The sequence below is a fragment of the Pseudoalteromonas shioyasakiensis genome, from assembly GCF_001550135.1.
Taxonomy (GTDB): domain Bacteria; phylum Pseudomonadota; class Gammaproteobacteria; order Enterobacterales; family Alteromonadaceae; genus Pseudoalteromonas; species Pseudoalteromonas shioyasakiensis.
Genome location: NZ_LRUE01000013.1, coordinates 397,642 through 416,904, shown reverse-complemented (window position 1 = coordinate 416,904; position 19,263 = coordinate 397,642). Strand labels below are relative to the sequence as shown.

Here is a 19,263-nt window from a genome sequence, read left to right as displayed (position 1 = left end):
CTTATAACAGTAGTTTTTAATTAAATTGATAGGTGTAACCCAGCACTAAGTTTTGATCTGAGCCATAATCACTGTCTTCTGTTGCAGCAAATAGTTTAAAACTTTGTTGCTTATCAAATTGATAACTTGCACCAATAGCGGCGAAATACCCTGAATAATCGTTAGACCCCACCGAATAAGCCGCAGCAGTCATTAATGTCCATTTTTCGGATAATGGCTTTAAAGCAAACGCGCCCAAGTAACCACCATCACTACTGTTTGGAATGAGCACCCAACCCTCAGGGCCAGGTATTTCTGTTGTTAAACACGCACCTTGCCCTGCTAAACAAGCAATTTCACCATCAACATGGCTATAACCACCCATAGCGAAAATTTGCCAACCATAGGGCGCAATATCAAAGTAACTCAGTGGCATAAAGGTGCCAACACTATAGGTTGTACGCTCAGCTCCCTGATCATAACTTTGCTTACCAAAGTTAAAATTAACAATGCCAATATCAAATAGCCACGAGCCACCAACACGCCATTCATCGCCATTGGCACTCACACTGGCATTAAGCTTTTTAACTGCTCCCAAACTTAGCGAACCGGTGATCCTTAATTCATCTGAATAACTTGCTCCAAACTGAGTGACGACCTTGGTGGGATCTTCGCTCAGCTTAGTTTGTTCACCAGTTGTAGTTTGCGCCGCTGATACATTAAACACTGAAATTACCGATAAAGCAGCGAGCGCACCTTTTTTACCTAGTACCATATTAACGTCCTTTTAGTTTGACTGAGTCACAATTCATAATAACTGTGTATTAGGTAAATAAAAGTGTTTATTTTATGTTCTTTGAAAAACTTCACATTAGAGGGAGGATAATCTAGTAAAAGCCGGCTAAACACTACTTTAGCCAGCATCCGATCCCTTAAAGAAGGAGTAAACTACCTAAACCTAGGAAGGTGACAAAGCCAACGATGTCGGTGACTGTGGTCAGGATCACAGAACCTGAAAGGGCTGGATCGATTTTAAGCTTATCTAAAATCGATGGGATCACTACCCCTGATAACGAAGCAGCAACCAAGTTAAGTAAAATAGCGATAGTAATTGTTAAACTTAACATGCCATCGTTGAACCAAAAATAAGTGAGTACACCAATCACAAAGGCCCAAACACAACCATTTAGCGCCCCCACTCTTAGCTCTTTTTTCAGCAGTGCTCTACGGTTGGAGTCGGTAACCTGACCAAGCGCTAAACCGCGCACAATTACCGTTAACGTCTGACTACCTGCAATACCGCCCATAGAAGCGACAACCGGCATTAATACCGCCAGCGCAACCACTTGCTCGATAGTTGCACCAAACAAACCGATAAACCAAGAGGCCAAAAACGCCGTTGCTAAGTTAATACCAAGCCAAATACCGCGGTTTTTTGCCGATTTAGTGACGCTTGAGAACAGATCCTCGTCTTCACGAAGACCACCGGCTTTTGCAGCCGCTTCGTCGGTGACTTCTTGGCGCAATTCATAAGCTGATGACACTGATAATCGACCTAATAGTTTGTTGTCGGCATTAACAACTGGCATCGCCATTTGCTCACTGTGAATAACCACTTCAGCGGCTTCGTATAGGTCGTCATCAGCATGTAAAGCCGATACATCAAGGTTCGCGTAATCCAGCAGGCTGTCGTTATCATTAGCTTTAAATAAAGCGTTGATAGCCACTTCACCAATGAGAGTGCCCTTACGACTGACTAGATAAATCACCTCGGTATATTGCGGTAAACCTTTTTGAAAAATTTTACGCGCGCCTGCCACGGTGAGTTTTTCTGACACTTTTAGCGCATCAAAATCGAGCCAGTGACCTAACTGCTCTGGATTATATTGCTGTGCAAGGTCGTACTGTTTTGTTTGAACTTCATCAAGTTGTCTGCGTGCATAATCAACAAAGCGCTCAGGAATAATTTCTTCAAGTTCAAGTAACTCTTCTACGCTCACTTCGTCAAGTAACTTAAAGCCTTCGGCTTCATCTAGACTTTGCAATAACCAACGACAGCTATCGCCACCTAGGTTAATGAAGATTTCATGTTGTGTATCTTCATCAAGTAATTGCCATATTTCTAAACGCTGCTCTTTAGGTAAGGCTTCAAACAATAACGATAAATGTTCAGTAGAAAGCTTTTCTTTAGCATCAGCAAGTAACTTATTTTTACGTGTTGTGGTGTCACACTGAAGCAAATCATCAATTAACTGGGGAAGTTGGTCAACAGGATACTCAATCATTTGAGACCTCGGTTAATTACATCAATAACAATAGTCTAACGCAGCTCGGGAAAAATAACTGCTCTGAAAAGGTATATTTTTTGAAACCAAACAATTATCCCCAGCTGTAAAACATCATTTTTAAATCACTGTTTCAAGCTAGAGAGTCACAATTGCATAAAAAAGCACACCCAAATACAATTAAGATCTATTATCATTCGCATTATAATGATAACATCTCAGCCCTCCTTAACTTTCTCAATAATAAATACGGGTATCAGCATGAAAAATAGAATAAAGTATTTACCACTTGTGATTGCATTTTCTCTCACTGGATGCGGTGGTTCAGATAGTAATGATGCACCTGAGTTCACCAGCAACTTAACATTCACATTAGATGAAGACACATCTATTACGGGCCAAGTTGTGGCAGCAGATGATGACGCTGTTAGCTATACCCTAGGCTCTGCAGCAAGTAACGGACTATTTGCTTTAAATGCTGATGGTACATTTACCTATACCCCAAAAGAAAATTTTGCAGGCCAAGACACAGTAACCGTTATCGCCACTGACGGCAGCTTAAGTACTGATGCATTACTTACTTTTACGGTTAACAACGTTAACGATGCACCAACGCTTACGAGCCAGTCAATCACTGTAACCACCTCAACAACAACTGAAGGTTCATTAACTTTTAATGATGCCGACGGTGACACTGTAACTGTCTCTTTAGTAACGCCTCCTACCAACGGTACCCTTACTCTAGATGAACAAACAGGGGCATTTACATTTACCGCAGAAACGCTGTCAGAAATTAACGACAGTTTTGTTATTGAATTTACCGATGGCAATATTAGCTCGCCTATCAGCGCAACCATTGAATTAAAACCTTCGTATGTTACGAACGAAGATAAGCTCAATTACTACTACAGCTCAGATAAGTCTCATTTAAAACAAGCTGAAGCGATTAGTGAAAATATCAATGACGATATTTACATGGACGAAGTAAACACACAATTAGCTATTGGTTACCTTATTGCAGGCTTTGCCGAAAAAGCAGACGAACACTTCAACAAAATTACAGCAATAGACACAAAAGCAAATGCCTATTTAGATGCAGCAAAATCTCTTGATTTAATAAATTTAAGTGAAAAAGCTTTAACATTTAGACAAGATGCTGCAACTCTTTACAATCAATACCTTGCTGAAAAAGGACTGGATAATATCAGCAACTCAGATCCGGGCTTTTATCTGACTCTAACGAATCAATACAACGCAGCTGGCCAAACTGAGGCCGCTCAAGCCATGTTAGACACACTAAAACTTTATGCAAATGAAGTTTATACAGAAGAATATAATAAGACTTATATTAGGTTCATATCTGCAATCAAAAAAACCGTTGAATCTTCTAAAGAGCAATATGCTGCAACCCACAAAGAAACAGTAAGAAATGAAGGAGTAAAAGTCACTCAAGCCATGGCCGAATTAAGTGAAAAAATCGGTTACTTTATACAAAAGTCAGGTGACTACAAAGGCCAACCAACTGAGCGTATGCGGGCACTTTACATTGCATGGTCTGCTCAATCTTTTATACAACTCAATGAAGTTGATTTGGCAAAATATTATACGAACTTAGCGCTTTCATATTATGGTGTTGTTGGTTTTGATAATACATATAGCTTTACTGCAAGCCCATATGCAGAAGCAACTTTAGCTTCATACACCTATCCATTAGAAGTTTTAACAGCAAATATTAAAGCTTTATATGATGTAGAGCTTTCAAATAATCCCGCTTTTGCTTTACTCACAGATCAAGACGACAAAGATGATGCTGTTGAATTCTCTTTTGCTTATGAAGTAGCTAACAAGCTACAAGCAGGTATCACCATAGATGATGCAGTACAAAACGCGAAAGAATACTTTATGAGTGGCGAATCACCTAATGCAACAAGCTTCTATCAAACACTTATAACTTCATCAGGCCAACCTGGTGCAGCTGATATTCTTCGAGTTCGAGGTGAAAATGAACTTGGCCTAATTCTGGCGGATTACGCCGCAGATATACTATTTTCTGAAGACTATGTTTTAAGCCAGACTAGAATTACTTACATTACTGACCGGTATGGTTGTGCTGGTCTAGTCGATCTTGCAATAGCATTAGGTAATGAGCAACAAGCTAAAAATTACGCACAGCGCTGTTCAGATATTATAGATACTTACTTTATTGAAAATAATACTAACTTCACTACCGACGCAGCTGCTTATGCATTGAATCACCAGCTAGCTACTTTCGGGCTCGTATCTCAACCTGAATCGATAGCTATCACCGCAGAAAAACTTAACACTCTAATTAATTTGTTTGATAAAAAACAAACACAAATAGAATGGCGATTAAGTTCACTCGGTTACCTTGTGCAAGCTGGGCTAATTGATATGGCATTAAATTGGTTAGATATCAGCTTGACCACACTTCAATCAGAACAATCAAACCTTGATATTAATGACTATAAATCTCTACTTACTAAAGCACTTTACGCGACACTTAGCACTGGTGAAATAAGTGGTGGACTATTCGAAAGCTACTCTCTCACCTCATCATTAGTTAGATTCCAAGTAAATAACGAGCAATATGCTTCAGCTTATGCTGAAACAATTGAAATGTTAGAACCATTTGTAGCAAATGCAAATACGTTTATACTCTTACAAGACGATAAAGTTATACAAAGCAACCTTGAAACATTGCTTACTTTTCAAGCCCTACTTGGCAATGATGCCGCGGTAAAAGAGTTAATTGAGCACTCGGTCAATGCAGAAGCTGATAAGCTATCACTTACAGCCCTTTATGCTAACTTACTAGCTCAAAGAGATGACTTCCCTACATCTTCGATTGCGAGTATCGATACGGACCACGATGGTAAACCCAACTTCTTCTTATCAGGCGCATCAGAGCAAGCAATTGCCGACTCAGGCTTAATTGCTGATAACGATGCCGACAATGATGGTATTGAAGACAGTATCGATTTAACTCCTTTAGGGGAGTAGTACGTTCATATCACGGCGAGGCAATCATGCCTCGCCCGTCAAGTTAAAAACCTCAAAAAATTCATAAAAACACAAACTAAAAGAATTTAATATTCCTTAAAAAGTTAAAAACCCAACAAATACAATTGAGATCTATTTCTATTCGCATTTTTAATTGATACAATCACCCGCTCTTACCTTTGTGCAAAATATGCAACAAATTAAGCTATTTAATAAAGGTAATTAACTATTGCCAGCTCCTAAGCGGCCTTCTCTTTAACCTAATTGGTACTATTTCAGGAGTTTTACCATGCAAATGCGCTACTTATCAGCGTGTTTGATGCTTTTACTTAATGGCCCTTTACACGCTAATGAAGTAAAGCAACAAACAACAGATCCTCAATGTAACGATAAGAACAATAAGCAATGCAAAGAGATAGAGCGCATTACTGTTAAAGGGCAATACATCGGAATTGAAGTACCTGAGGTGATAGGTCGTGCCTATTTAGATAGAGACTTCATCGAAGCAACCCCTAAAGGTAATGGTGATATCAACGAATTGATTGCCTTACTACCGGGCGTGCAATTAAGTGAAGACTACTACTCAATTGATAACCTTGCTGAAATTAGCGCCCCTGAAATAAGTATCTCGGGTGCAAAGCCTTGGCAAACAGGCTTTATGATTGATGGTATGAATTATAACAATCGTCTTGATCCTGCCAGTGCGAGCCGTATTGGAGCCTCTGAAAATGAGGTGTCAGGCGGTGTGCAGAGCATGAATATTAACAGTCAAATTGTTGAGTCGATTACTGTTTACGACCATAACATTCCAGCAGACTTTGGTGACTTTTCTGGTGGCGTGGTCGATGCCGAAACAATTTCACCTTTTTCTACAGATACTCGTGTGAGCTTTGGTATCCGTGGTAATCGCAGTGATTGGGGGGAGTACCATATAATCGATAACGATGAGCCTGATGACACCGCAGAGGGCAAAGACGACCTTGAGCCGCCAATCTATGAAAAAACGAATATCGATTTTTCAATCCAAAAAAAGTTAAATGAACAGCATGCGTTACTAATGAGCGTTAGCTATTTAAAAAGTGATATTTCGGATATTTCGCTCTCAGCACAGAAGGTCGAAAGTAGAGAAAACATCAATGCCTTACTGAAGTACAGCTATCGCGATGGCTGGGTTGATTCACTTGATTTAAGCGTTATGTATGCCCCATATACTTCAGACTCGTACTTGAAAGACGTTCTCAATAGTGACTATCAAGTTGAGGGTGGCAGCATTGGTTTTACTGCAAATTTAGCTGAAGAAACTCGCTTTGGTCACTTCAGCAGTGAATTCAATATGAGCCAAAGTGATAACAATCGCACAGGCCCTGAGCATTATTACATTTGGCTTCAAGCAAAAGGCAAAGAGTGGGGTCAATTAGCCGATCAAAGCGTCGACTCAACTCCTGTTTCAGAGTACGGCGGCTATGGCAATCTTGATAATACGCAAACCAGCTTTAATTGGCGAAATACCTTAACACTTGAGCGTAAAAAGTGGGGCAATACCGAACATGCCATTCGCGTGGGCGCTGAACTTAACCATCAAAACTATGAGCGTACTCGCCAACAAAACTATTATAAGTATGACTCACCAGTTCAATACTCATCAACCAACGCACAACTTAATTGTAGTGGCTATACCCTTGATTGTGTTGAGCAAAGTTTTTATGTTGATTTAGATACCCTTGCCGAACAATTAGGCGGTAGTATCGACTTTAATAACCCAGAGCACTTACTTGCCTACTCGAATAACGTCGCGACAACAGCCCAGTATTTTAACTCCCGTCTTGTCACGCCACGTGAAAATATCGATGTAAGCTTAAATAAAGCAGCACTGTATGCAACCGATGTGATCACTTGGAAGCAGTTTGATTTTCATTTAGGTGTTAGATACGACTACGATGATTTTTTCAAAAATCACAATATCGCGCCACGCTTATCAATGGGTTATGACGTATTTAACGATGGCAATACACTACTGACTGCTGGTTTAAACCGTTATTACGATGCAGGCCTACTCGGTTATAAAATTAAAGAGCAACAAAAGTTCGCTTATCGTGAGTACCGTCCTATTCAAAGTGGTTACTTACAAGCTTGGCTTCCTTCTTCTTACACAGGTAACTTTCGTTATATTTTTGACGATGTAAAAAGCCCTTACGATGATGAAATTGCGCTAGGTCTTCGCCATGCTACCGAGAGTTTCGGTAACTTTGCAGTGAAATACGTACATCGCGACAAAAAAGACCAGCTATCTAGAAATAAAGAAACCAACCTAAAAAACGATGGTTATCAATATATTACTATTTATAATAATGGTACTGGCGAAAGCGAACGTTACTCACTGTCTTGGGATGCAAAATTTGGCGACCATTCAATATGGGCCAATGCATCTTATAGCCAAAATAGTGAAAGCAATAGTGACTACACTGCAACACCCGACAACACCCCTATTGAGTCACTGGTTTACTATGAGGGTGAGCTCATGAGCTTATCTGAGTTAGATACCCTAAAAGCGAATTTTGGTCGCCCAGTAACTGCTAACTTTGGTTGGAATACAGATTGGACTGATACTTTTTCAACTGGTTTAACAGCAACCTACAGCGGCAGTTACACAACCGCTATTAAGTCTAGTAGCGATCAACGAATTGGTATTGGTAGTGAGTGTACTACGTGTGAAGCAGTTGAAATATTTGTGCCAAAGTACGAAGCACATACCTTTGATTCTCGCATTATGTTTGCATTAAGTAGCCGTTGGGATTATCAAATAAGTCAATCTCAATCTGTTGAAGTTCGCCTTGATATCAGCAACTTATTCAATGCACGTAGCCATGCTATTACAGAAGGAAACTCAGGTATTGAACCCGGTAGAATGTTTTGGTTAGGGGTGTCGTATAACTATGAATAAATGGTTATTTCTCTTTACGTGCAGCATTTTTACAGCGAGCGCCTTTGCGCAAGAGCAGTCATTACGAGAATTATACGCAAAGCCACAGCATGAGTGGCCAGCTATTATTAGCAGTAAAGATGTGCCAGCTGCACCGCTCAAACCTTTAAAAGCCAAGCCGATTAATCAAAGTGATGAGATCATCGCATTAGGTGAAAAACTATTTAACGATACCCGCTTGTCACGAGATAACACGGTAAGCTGCGCAAGTTGTCATGAGTCTCGATTGGCGTTTTCAGACAGACGAAAGTTAGCTGTCGGCATTGGCGGTCAAGTCGGAACGCGAAACACCCAAGCCATTATTGGTATTGATCATTGGCAAAGCTTCTTTTGGGATGGCAGAGCTAAAACTGCAGCTCAGCAAGCATTAATGCCAATTGAAAACCCAATAGAAATGGGCAGTTCGGTTGAGCTTGTGCTTAATAAAATAAACAGGGCTGAGGACTATAAAAAACCAATACTCAATGCCTTTGGCAAAGAAGCGCTTAATAAGGAGCTATTAGCTCTATCGCTTGTTGCTTTTGAGCGCACCTTTGATGTACCTGAGTCATTATTCACGCGGTTTATCGATAAAGCGCAAACGAGTCCTAGTGAAGCTGTCGCACTTTTAGACGATCAACAACTTGAAGGCTTACATTTATTTAGAACCAAGGCGAGGTGTATGACTTGTCATGAAGGTGCTTTACTCAGCGACAATGAATTCCATGTTACGGGGCTACATTTTTATGGTAGAAAACTTCAAGATTTAGGGCGTTTTGATGCCACCCAAGACTCCGCTGATATTGGCAAGTTTAGAACCCCTTCTCTTTTAGCGTTACAACAAAGTACGCCTTGGATGCACCATGGTGGCTTTCAAAGTTTGCTAGGGATAGTCAACTTCTACAACGCAGGTGGAGCAAGGCCAAAACCGAGAAAAAAATTTAAAGATGATCCAAACTACCCACAGACAACTGAGTTACTGCATAAGTTAGAGCTCAGTAAGGATGAAAAAAATGCACTCATCGCATTTTTAGAAACCCTTTAACTGCACGCTCTTAGCGATAAGAGCGGGCTTTCTTACCCCTTTAATTGACTTGGCGTAAGCCCGGTCCAGCGTTTAAACGCTCGTCTGAAATTAGCAATATCATAAAATGATAAGCGCATGGCAACTTGCTCATTACATTGTTCCCGTATGGCAAGCAGGTAAATCGCTTTGCGCTTACTTTGCTCATCATACAAGGTAGAAAAACGTACGCCATGAGCTTTTAATTTACGCTTGAAGGTTGCAGGGCTCATGGCAAATTGGCTGGCTACTTGATCTAAATTTAACGCCGGAGTTTGATAAATTAATCGGCTCACGGCTTCAACAAAGGTGCTATTTGCAGAATTTAATGCCGCTAGTTGCGAGTTAATTTGTGAGAACCTAAAACTACTAAACGCGGGGTTAGTGAGCCTAAGCGTTTGTTTATTCAATACCCAACGGGTTATAGGCTTTTCAAAAGCGACTTTAAGGCCTAAATGCTGCTCGTATTCTTGGCTATGTCTGGCGCGTTTATAGGCAAACTCAAACTGACAAGGGACTCGCTCACCCGCTACTTTTTTAAGGATTTGGTAAAACGCGGCGCTATAAATTTCCATTACGTACTGGCTGATTTCATCATCCAAGCCCACAGCATTTTGCAGCACAATGTAATACTGCTCGTTATGCACATAACTATAACTAAATAACAAAGGTGCCAGTTGCATGCGCAAATTGTGTAACTGCTTTAAAGCTTGGCCGATGTGCGCTGCATGTAACACGCCTTGAGCAGCAACAGAGGTATCGTTTGCCAGTTGACTGCCTAATAAAAAGCCGCTGTCGGCAGATTTCATCAACTGCTTAAACTGCGTCAATAAACGCACTTGCTGTGAAATACTAAACTGATGCTGCACACTCATTAAGTCTTGCTCAAACACCCCTGTGCCTCTGAGTAACTTATGTAGTGCAATGCCGCGACTTAAGGCCAGCTCCACCAGCGTGGTGATCAGGCCCTGTGCGGTGAGGTATTTGTCATCTTGATTAAGATACGGCTTCACAATGGCTGACTCTTTGTTGTTTTTGTTGTTGTAACTTAGCGTGTAAACGCGAGCTTAAACTTTGTGGTGTATCGCCTTGCATACTTTCTACTAAGGCCGCTGTTACATCTTGAAACTTAGCGTGTTTTGCACCTTCGACCTTAAATGCACAATGGCTCAGCGCCGAGGTAATTTGCGCCACCTGCTCTTTCGCTTGTACTGCGCTGGTGTTTGGCATTAGCACCATAAAGCAGTCTCCTGCATAGCGGCACACCACATCGCTAAGGCGGCAATTCATCAATAAAAGCTCGCTCACTTCACGGAGTAAGCGGTCGCCTTCGATAAAGCCAAATTCAGCGTTAAAATCAGCAAAACCACGAATATCAATGGCGGCCAGTTGCAGTGGCTGTGGCTCACTTAATTGTTCTTTTAACACTGCTTGTAAGTAATCAGCCTTATACAGCCCTGTTATTGAGCATACTAACTCATGCTCACGATGCAGTGCTTCACGGCGCTTTAACTGCCTATTCAGTACGTATTGCTCTTGATGCCATTGATACAGCCCAAGGCTTGTGAAAATCATGCCTATCGGCGCAGGCAATGATTCTATCCAAGTAAGCCAAGTATTGGTTGGTTGATGTAACCACTCATCAAATAAATCAAGGGAAGCTGAAAACATAAAAAGCCCAAGCCCAAGCACTAAAAAGCTGGTGACTTTGCCGGGCGGCCTCGAAATAAGCAGCGCAGCTATCCAAGTAAGGGTCATAAGCACAATGCCACCCTCGCCTAAAATATCTAACCATGCGATATCAGCAAAAGGCTTTAATTCTCCTGCTTGCGCGCTTAGCAAAAACGCAATTACAAACAGAGCAATAACGGCATTGGTTAAAAATCGATGATGAGTAAAAGGGTTATATCGCATTCTCAGTACCTAACAATAATTCACGCTGCCATGCTAACTCGTTAGCGTTTAAAGCAGCAGGGTCATATTAGCTCAATGATGTGACAGCAAAACGACAGTCAAACCTTGTTAAACCCTTTAAGTACTGTAATTGCCTTAAAAAGATGGGGTTATTGCAGCTCAAAAGTACTTTTAAAAGCCTCTAATCACTTGTTTTTACTGGCTGTTAGCGATTTTCTGTCACATTTGCGTCATTTAAGCTGCGTACTTTGCTCATCAAACCAAGGACAACCAGGAGCAAACCCATGAAACAATTTAAAACGAAGGCGTTAGTAAGCGCCCTCGCCTTATGCCAATTTGCCGCTTACGCACAAGACGAACAAAGCAGCGATGAGAAAAAAGTAAAAGTCTCTGAAGAGCTTGTTGTATATGGCGAGATTGGTTATCGCAACCGCTCACAAGAGCTGGCACCGACGCTTGAATACTCACAAGAATACTTTCAACGTTTTGAACCGCTGACTGCCGGTGATGCATTAAAACGTGTACCGAGTGTGACGTTTTTATCAGATGTTTTAGAGTCTGATGGCGCCCGTATGCGTGGCTTAAGCCCAGCTTACACAAAGGTGCTTATCAACGGTGAAGAAGTACCTGGTGCAGGTGCTGACCGCTCATTCTTTGTTGACCGTATTCCTGCTGAACTAATTGAGCGTGTAGAAATTATTCGTGCTTCAAGTGCAAACCGCTCTGCCGATGCCATTGCCGGTACGCTAAACATTGTATTGCGTGACGGTTACAGCCTAGATGGTGGTTACCTTCGTGCGGGTGGCCTGCGTTATGACGATGGCGAATTAAAAGAAAGCTTTGCTGGTGTTTACGGCACTGAGTTTGCTGGCGGCCGTTTATTACTTGGTGCGAACCTACAAGGCCGTTATAACCCAAAACAAAAATCAAGCCTACGCTATGGCGACAGCCCAGAGAATAACGCCAATTACAAAACCGAAGAATTCGATAACCGCGAAGATCAATCAGACATCCGTGACGGTGACGACACCTCGCTAAACGCCAGCTACGAAATTGCTTTTGATAATGGCAGCAAGTTCGATATCAGCGCAATTTGGGTTGATACCGACCGTACTGAAGATGAGCGTTCATTCGAATATGACGACCCAACAGCAATCAATAACTCAATTGTTGAAGGCGGTAACCTTGAGACCGACAACGCCAATGTATCTTTCATCGATCAAACCAACTACAACATCAACTCGGGTTATGAGTTACCCCTTTTTGGTGGCACCAGTAAATTTAAGCTTGGTTTTGCAAGCTTTGAAGAGTCTGTTTACGAGCAAGAAGTAGAAATCGATACTTCTGAGCTACCTATGGTGTTTGAGGAAGAAGAAACTGTAGACCTAGATGACAAAGAATGGTCATTACAATGGCAACATAGCTTATTTGCAGGCGAGAACAAAACGATTCAATTCGGTGCCTTTGTACAAGGTAAAGAGCGCGATACTGCGGTTTATCAAGCCGAAGGTGAAAGCGAACAAAGCTTTACTAGCTGGGATCAGTTCAGCAAAACACCACTGTCACTGGCAGGCTTTAACAACGAGTTTGAAGCAGCCGCTGGTGGCGTCAATAAACTCGAAGAAGACCGCTTAGATGTATTTGCATTAGTTAAGCACGAAGACCAAGACTTCTCGTGGGAGTTAGGTGTGCGCTACGAAACAACCGACTCAACCATTACTGACAAAGCAGAAGGTGTCAGCGCTAAAAACGATTATGACTTCTTCTTACCATCGGCACATTTACGCTATAACGTCTCTGAAAACGGCCGTGTCAGTGCGTCGGTTGCACGTAGCTTACGTCGTCCTGACTTTGATTACATCACCCCTGCTCTACTTGAAAAAGAGTTAGGCGATAACGACTTTTTAGGTAACCCAGACCTACAACCAGAATCATCGTGGGGTATGGACTTAGGTTATGAGTATCGTTTAGGTAAAAGCGGTGTCGTGGGTATTAATGTGTTCTACCGCGATGTCACTGACCTTATCGAAATAGCTAATACAGGCCAACAAGGTTCAGAAGGTGATGGTACTTACATTTTGCAACCGCGTAACACCGGTGATGGCAACGTAAAAGGTATCGAGCTTGATTTATCAACGCCGCTAAGCGCCATTAGCATGCCAAACACCGGGGTATTCTTTAACTACTCATGGCTTGATTCAGAAGTAGATGACACCTTTGGTAGCCGTAAATTCAACGACCAATCTGACTACGTATTTAACATTGGTTTTATCCAAGATCTACCTGATTTAGGGGCTTCGTTCGGTGCAACTTACCGTAAACAAGGTGATGCTTATGGCCGTATCGTGGGTGAAGAAGTAACCACACACTACGGCGCAGACCTTGAACTATTCGTAGAAAAACGCTGGAAAGACGTCACGCTTCGTTTAGTGGGCTCAAACCTATTAGATGCAAGTAAAGACGAAACCTTTAACAAGTTCGACACGGTTGATGACCAAATCAACCGCGACTTTGACGAGTATGAACTGGAGTCTGAAGAAGCAGGCCCTGTTATTCAGTTAATGCTGCGCTACGCGTTTTAATACACATAAGAGTTATTAAGGCAGCGCATTGCTGCCTTGTTGTATATTTGGGGATCCCATGAATTTTAAAAAACCACTCAATCTTGTTGCCAGTGCAGTAATGCTAAGCACCCTAGCTGCGTGTAGCCAAACAACGGCAACCGAGGCACCAAGCAAAAACCAATTAACAGCCTTTGGCACAACTGAAAATATGCAAGGCTCACAAGCGGCAGCCCTTGCTGATGACACTTGGCTATTAAGCTCACAAAGCCAAGGCCTACAACTTATTGATGCCACAGGTAAACAGCACGGATTACAAAAAGGTAATTTTGAAGCGCTGTCTGTTAAGGCAATCAGCAAAAACAGTTACCTTGTTGCTAGCATCGACAACGAAGCTGACCAAGCAGTGATTTTTAGCTTACAAAAAGCAGCTAAATGGCAGCTAACTGAAATTAGCCGTATCAGCCCACCAAAAGCAAAACCTGAGGCGGTGTGTTTATTTGCTAACCCGACAACTCAAGCAGTATCGGCATTTGTGGCAGACGCTCGTGGTCTTATCCGCGAAACACTGGTGTTTGATATGGCAAACAAACGCACATTAAACCTTGAATTACGTGAGTTTGCTGGCGTAAGTGAAACATCAGGCTGTGCGGTTGATGATAACAGTAAAACTCTTTATTTAAGTGAAGGCGAGCTAGGCATTTGGCAAATTAACGCAGATGCTGAATCGCGCGCCGATAAAAAGCCCGTGGCTTTGATGTCGCCATTTGGCAGCTTAGCGCCTGAAGTTGGCGGTTTAAGCACAACAGATGATGGTAGCTTATGGTTCACCACCTCTGAAGATAACCAATTACATCGCTACGAAAAGAGTACTAAACGTTTTAGCAGCTGGCAATTTGCTGGTGAACTGGCGATTGAATCTGCCGCAGTGCGCTTTAACAATGAGCAAGCTGATATCGTGTTATACGATGACGAATCAGGTCATTATGTAAAAGGTCAAATAGATGGGCAGGCTAAACAACATAATAGCGCTAAAACAGCCGCTGTTACTTACATCAATGCACAAGCGCAAACCGATGCAGTACGTGCTTTTGGTGATGCCGCCGATGACCCTGCTATTTGGGTAAACCCTAAAAATGCAGCAAAAAGCCTGATCTTAGGTACCGATAAACGCCGTGGTTTAATGGTGTATGACCTTGCAGGCAAAGAGCTACAAGCGCTAGAAACAGGCCGTTTAAATAATGTTGATGTGCGCCAACATGCAAGTATCAACAACGCAACAAATACCTGGATTGCAGGTAGTAACCGTACTCACAACAGCATCAGTGTTTATAGCGTCGATACTCACAATCAGGTGCAACATCTTGCTGAGCTGCCAACGACTCTAAAAGAAATTTACGGTATGTGTATGTACTCATCAAACACAGGCAACTATGTGTTTATGAATGACAAATCAGGCCTATTTCAGCAATACAAACTAACTGGTAATAATGAGAGCGTATCAGCACAACTAGTACGCGAATTTAGTGTACCGAGCCAACCTGAAGGTTGCAGTGCTGATGATAAAACCGCACAGCTATTTTTAGGTGAAGAAGACGAAGGTATTTGGTTTATTGGCGCTGAGCCAACAGCAGGAAATAAACCTGTAATGCTGCAAACTGTGAACGATATGTTGGTTGATGATGTAGAAGGCATGGAAATCTACCACGCAAAAGATGCCCGCTATTTAGTGGTTTCTAGCCAAGGTGATTACAGCTATGTGCTTTATAAAATTATTGATGGCAATACCCCTAGCCTAGAGTTTGCGGGTAAATTTGCAATCAGCAATAACCTAGAGTTAGCAATAGATGGCGTATCAGAAACCGATGGTCTAACGGTAACACCGGCTGCGTTACCGGGCTACCCTGAAGGGGTGCTAATTGTGCAAGATGGTTACAACCGTATGCCGCAAGCACCGCAAAACTTTAAGATTATTGACTGGCGCGAAGTAAAAAAAGCCATTCAATAAATTACTCCGTAAGGGTGCTCGGTTTATCTGGGCACCTTTTTTATCTGCACATGTTTAATCAGTAAAATAGATAACTAAAACACCCAACTATTGCACCGTAAATTAGCATAGGCAAAAAGGTTTTCTTAAGCACTGGCCCTTCTTGATTATTCACTCCAACAATACTGGCTACAGCAATAATATTGCTAATGCAGATCATATTCCCCATCGCCGCCCCCGTTGATTGCAACGCAAGCACTAAGGTTTCTGACAAACCCACTTGCTGTGCAATACCATATTGAATACCGCCAAAGGTAAGATTAGACACCGTTGCCGAACCTGAAAAGAAAGTGCCGAGAGCTCCCAAGTAGGAGGCAAATAACACCCAGTGCTCCCCGCTTAAATCAGCAAAGGTACTCGCCATATAAAATATGGGCGCATTATGGCCACCTTGCATTAAAACATTCACCATCACCAGCGCCCCGATCAAAGCAATACATGGCATAGCAATACGGCCTAAGGTGTCGGAGCACATTTGCTTTACTTGTGACTTGCTCATTTTAAGTAACGGAACGCAGATCAGCACCACTAATACAAACGGGATCAACGCTGGTACAAACAAGGTTTTATATGACCACCCCACTGAGGTGCCGAATATCTCATGTAAAGATAAGATCAGTGCTTTGCTTAATTCAAATTGTGCAAAGCCCAAATGAATACTCACCCAGAGCGTTTCGTCGTTTAGCAATGCTTTAATGCCCAACTGATGAATACGGGTTATCACCAGCACAACAATCAAGAGCAATAACGGGAATAACGCTACAAATAGCGTTTTAGGTGTGAACTCGACCTTGTTTTTTGATCTTTGCATATTCGCAGCTGATTTATCTAAACCCACTCCCCTACTTGCTAAATAGATAGTCACTAATAGACCCACTGCACCACCTATCAACGATGGAAATTCATAGTTCCACTGGGCAAACAACCAATAAGGTAAGACACATGAAAACACACTTAAATAAATGAATACGCTATTTTGACGCACCTTTTTTAGTGGTAAAACAAGACACAGCGCAATCATAGGAATAACCAAAGCAGCAATAACATGACAAAGCGCCGTCCATCTTGAGATAGCCAGCACTTGCCCGTCATCTAAGTTTAGCGCCGAAAAGCCAAACCATGTTGGTGTGCCAACTGCACCAAAAGATACGGGGATCGAGTTTAAAATAAGAGTGAAAATAATCACTTTAAAAGGCGAGAAACCAAGCCCGACCAAAATAGGCGCCGCGATGGCCGCAGGCGTGCCAAAGCCCGATGCGCCTTCGAGCATAAATGCAAACGCCCAACCAATGATCATCAACTGCGCAACTTGATTACTGCTAATTGATTCGAGCCAGTGTTTTATCGTGGTTTCGGCCCCTGATATTGCCAACATGCGGTTAAGTAAAATAGCTCCAGCAATAATCGAAATAGGCGTCATAACAGACAACACACCAGCAAACGAATTAGCAAGCAACAGCCTTAAATCAGCTTGAAAGAAAAACAGTTGCAGTAAAGCAGCGATTAGCGCTGTTATGGGTAAGGCAATGTAAGAAGCGATGGGGCTGCGTTTTACCATCATCCAGATCAGCACCAAAATAGGCAGTGCAGCCACTAGGGTATTCATGGGTCATCCTGTTGTTTTTATTAAGCGCTTTCCTTAATTCAAAGTATAGACAGGATAACCATAATCAGTATTTTTTATTTGTTAAATGAGTGTACTGAGCCACCAAAGTAACAGTACTAACACCGAAATAGCGACTAAAGCTTTGGTTTTGTGCTTTTGAATAACTCGCTCTGCCTGATTACCCGCGTAATAAACAACTGCAGCAAGGGCAAAGTAGCGGATTGAACGAGCAATAACCGTTGCCAGTAAAAATAGAAAAATTGAATACTTAGTTGCTCCAGCGGCAAGCATGGCAATTTGAAATGGAATAGGCACAATACCGAGCGTCAATACAAACCAAAAGCCTTGTGCCTGCATTTTTTGCTTAACTTGCTCGAACTGCTCAGGGTTTGAGAAGGTATTAATCACCCAGTCCCCCACTACATCAAATAGATAGTAGCCGAGGGCATAACCAAAAATAGCACCAATAATACAACCAATGGTCGCCATTAATGCGATTAACCAAAGCTTTTCGCGGCGGGCTTGCATTAACGGAACAAGCACAGCTTCAAGAGGAATAGGCACTATGGTTGACTCTAAAAATGATGCCACCGTGATTGATTTGAGCATATGTTTAGAGTCGATAAACTGCCGTGTTTTTTGCTTTAACTTTTTAGCAATTGCCATTATTCATCCCTTGGAGTTTTGTTGCGGTATAGGTTACAACAAAAACCCTTAACCGTCCCTTACGGTTTATGAATATAACGGCTACGGCCTTGATTTTTTGCCAAATAAAGCGCTTGGTCGGCACGTTTCATAGTGTTGCTAAATGTCTCTGTGGCACGTTTTATAGCCGAACCCACACTCACGCTGAGCGTTTTACTCGGCGTCACCATCACATTATTAGCAAGGCTCAGCAGTTGCTCACAGGTAGCACGTAACTTATCAGCGTCGTCAGTGGCAACATACAATGCAAATTCTTCACCGCCTATTCGCGCAAATAGAATGTCATCATTTAATGCTTGATGACACTGATAAACAAAATCTATCAATACCTGATCGCCAACATCATGGCCATATTCATCATTAATCGCTTTAAAATGATCAATATCAACTATCACTAGGCTGTGTGGCTTATCTTGGTTTTGCTGCACATAATGATAAAAATAACGACGGTTATACGCCTTTGTTAATACATCGGTTTTTAGTTCTTCCTCAAGCTGTTCGCGGGTTTTAGCTAAGTCTGTAAGGGCAAGGTAAAGACCAAACCCAGTTACTAGCATCCCTAAAGTGCGGGTAACATCTTCGATGTAAATGCCGACCCAGATTGGTTGAAATACCAGCTCGTCTAAAAAATCAAAAGTAAGCCCAACGCTCCAAAGGAAGATACCCACACTTAAAAATAAGTAACTGCGCTTAGCAACCACCGAGGTTTGCACAAACGCGAAAATACAAATCAAAATGAGCAAATTGATGGCGTCACTTAGCACGCCATTTAAGTAGATATCGTTTTCGAGCCGATTAAAGTAATACAGATAAGTGATCACTATCAGCAACAAAAAGACAATAAAAGAACTAATAAATAACTGCTTTATTATGAGTGGTACTGAGTTTAACTCAGCCTTTACTTCAGGAGGGGATGCTTGCTTATTCATAACTAATCACGACAACGTACTGCAATGAACTAAACATTAGCAAAGCAAATTTAAAAGTGCATGATAAAGCCGCTTTAAAGGGCAAAAACCAGCGTTTTTACTGGAGTAAAAAGTCTAAAAATAAGCCGTTTTAGTCAGTAAAAAAGTCTAAGTTCATGCTATTTGCCACTAACGGTCGCAATTCTGCTGTTATT

12 protein-coding genes are annotated in these 19,263 nt (G+C 41.9%); 5 read left to right on the top strand and 7 right to left on the bottom strand.

Features of this window, described 5'->3' with window-relative positions:
- Positions 1-16: 16 nt before the first annotated feature.
- The gene (locus PASHI_RS07030) at positions 17-754 is read right to left on the bottom strand and encodes a hypothetical protein (RefSeq protein ID WP_208855482.1); all 738 of its coding nucleotides are present in this window, start codon (positions 752-754) and stop codon (positions 17-19) included.
- Between the two features lie 157 nt (positions 755-911).
- Positions 912-2,264 carry a magnesium transporter gene (locus tag PASHI_RS07025; RefSeq protein ID WP_062565066.1) on the bottom strand — a complete coding sequence of 451 codons (1,353 nt, stop codon included), beginning with the start codon at positions 2,262-2,264 and terminating at the stop codon, positions 912-914.
- 261 nt (positions 2,265-2,525) lie between these two features.
- Here PASHI_RS07025 and PASHI_RS07020 point away from each other — a divergent pair, with 261 nt between their 5' ends.
- The 3 genes from PASHI_RS07020 (at position 2,526) to PASHI_RS07010 (ending at position 9,289) form a co-directional block, all read left to right on the top strand.
- Complete coding sequence (locus PASHI_RS07020) at positions 2,526-5,285, top strand: cadherin-like domain-containing protein (protein WP_062565065.1); 2,760 nt, start codon at positions 2,526-2,528, stop codon at positions 5,283-5,285.
- A 289-nt stretch (positions 5,286-5,574) separates the two neighbouring features.
- Entirely contained in the window at positions 5,575-8,226 is a 2,652-nt protein-coding gene (locus PASHI_RS07015) for a TonB-dependent receptor plug domain-containing protein (protein WP_062565064.1), read from the top strand.
- Positions 8,219-9,289, top strand: coding sequence for a cytochrome-c peroxidase (locus tag PASHI_RS07010; RefSeq protein ID WP_062565063.1), 1,071 nt, complete (start codon positions 8,219-8,221; stop codon positions 9,287-9,289). The genes PASHI_RS07015 and PASHI_RS07010 overlap by 8 nt, the downstream gene beginning before the upstream one ends.
- Positions 9,290-9,321: 32 nt before the next feature.
- On the opposite strand, the gene PASHI_RS07005 is transcribed toward PASHI_RS07010, so the two are convergent.
- Together PASHI_RS07005 and PASHI_RS07000 are read right to left on the bottom strand one after the other, a co-directional pair.
- Positions 9,322-10,320 (bottom strand): AraC family transcriptional regulator, encoded by a 999-nt coding sequence (locus PASHI_RS07005; RefSeq protein WP_062565062.1) that lies wholly within the window; start codon positions 10,318-10,320, stop codon positions 9,322-9,324.
- The gene (locus PASHI_RS07000) at positions 10,304-11,221 is read right to left on the bottom strand and encodes a GGDEF domain-containing protein (protein ID WP_062565061.1); all 918 of its coding nucleotides are present in this window, start codon (positions 11,219-11,221) and stop codon (positions 10,304-10,306) included. Before PASHI_RS07000 ends, PASHI_RS07005 begins: the two co-directional genes overlap by 17 nt.
- A 284-nt stretch (positions 11,222-11,505) precedes the next feature.
- Here PASHI_RS07000 and PASHI_RS06995 point away from each other — a divergent pair, with 284 nt between their 5' ends.
- Both PASHI_RS06995 and PASHI_RS06990 read left to right on the top strand, forming a co-directional pair.
- Positions 11,506-13,803, top strand: a complete 2,298-nt coding sequence (locus PASHI_RS06995) for a TonB-dependent receptor plug domain-containing protein (RefSeq protein ID WP_062565060.1) — start codon at positions 11,506-11,508, stop codon at positions 13,801-13,803.
- Between the two features lie 58 nt (positions 13,804-13,861).
- A complete protein-coding gene (locus PASHI_RS06990) occupies positions 13,862-15,790 on the top strand; it encodes a phytase (protein WP_062565059.1) in 1,929 nt (642 codons plus the stop codon).
- Between the two features lie 58 nt (positions 15,791-15,848).
- Here the strand turns inward: PASHI_RS06990 and PASHI_RS06985 are convergent, their stop codons facing one another.
- From PASHI_RS06985 to PASHI_RS06975, 3 genes are all read right to left on the bottom strand, one after another.
- Positions 15,849-17,435: an L-lactate permease gene (locus tag PASHI_RS06985; protein WP_062565058.1), complete on the bottom strand. Its 1,587-nt coding sequence runs from the start codon at positions 17,433-17,435 to the stop codon at positions 15,849-15,851.
- Between the two features lie 81 nt (positions 17,436-17,516).
- On the bottom strand, positions 17,517-18,101 hold the full coding sequence (locus tag PASHI_RS06980) for a YqaA family protein (protein WP_055021262.1): 585 nt from the start codon (positions 18,099-18,101) through the stop codon (positions 17,517-17,519).
- A 59-nt stretch (positions 18,102-18,160) separates the two neighbouring features.
- The gene (locus PASHI_RS06975) at positions 18,161-19,069 is read right to left on the bottom strand and encodes a GGDEF domain-containing protein (protein ID WP_062565057.1); all 909 of its coding nucleotides are present in this window, start codon (positions 19,067-19,069) and stop codon (positions 18,161-18,163) included.
- Positions 19,070-19,263 lie beyond the last annotated feature (194 nt).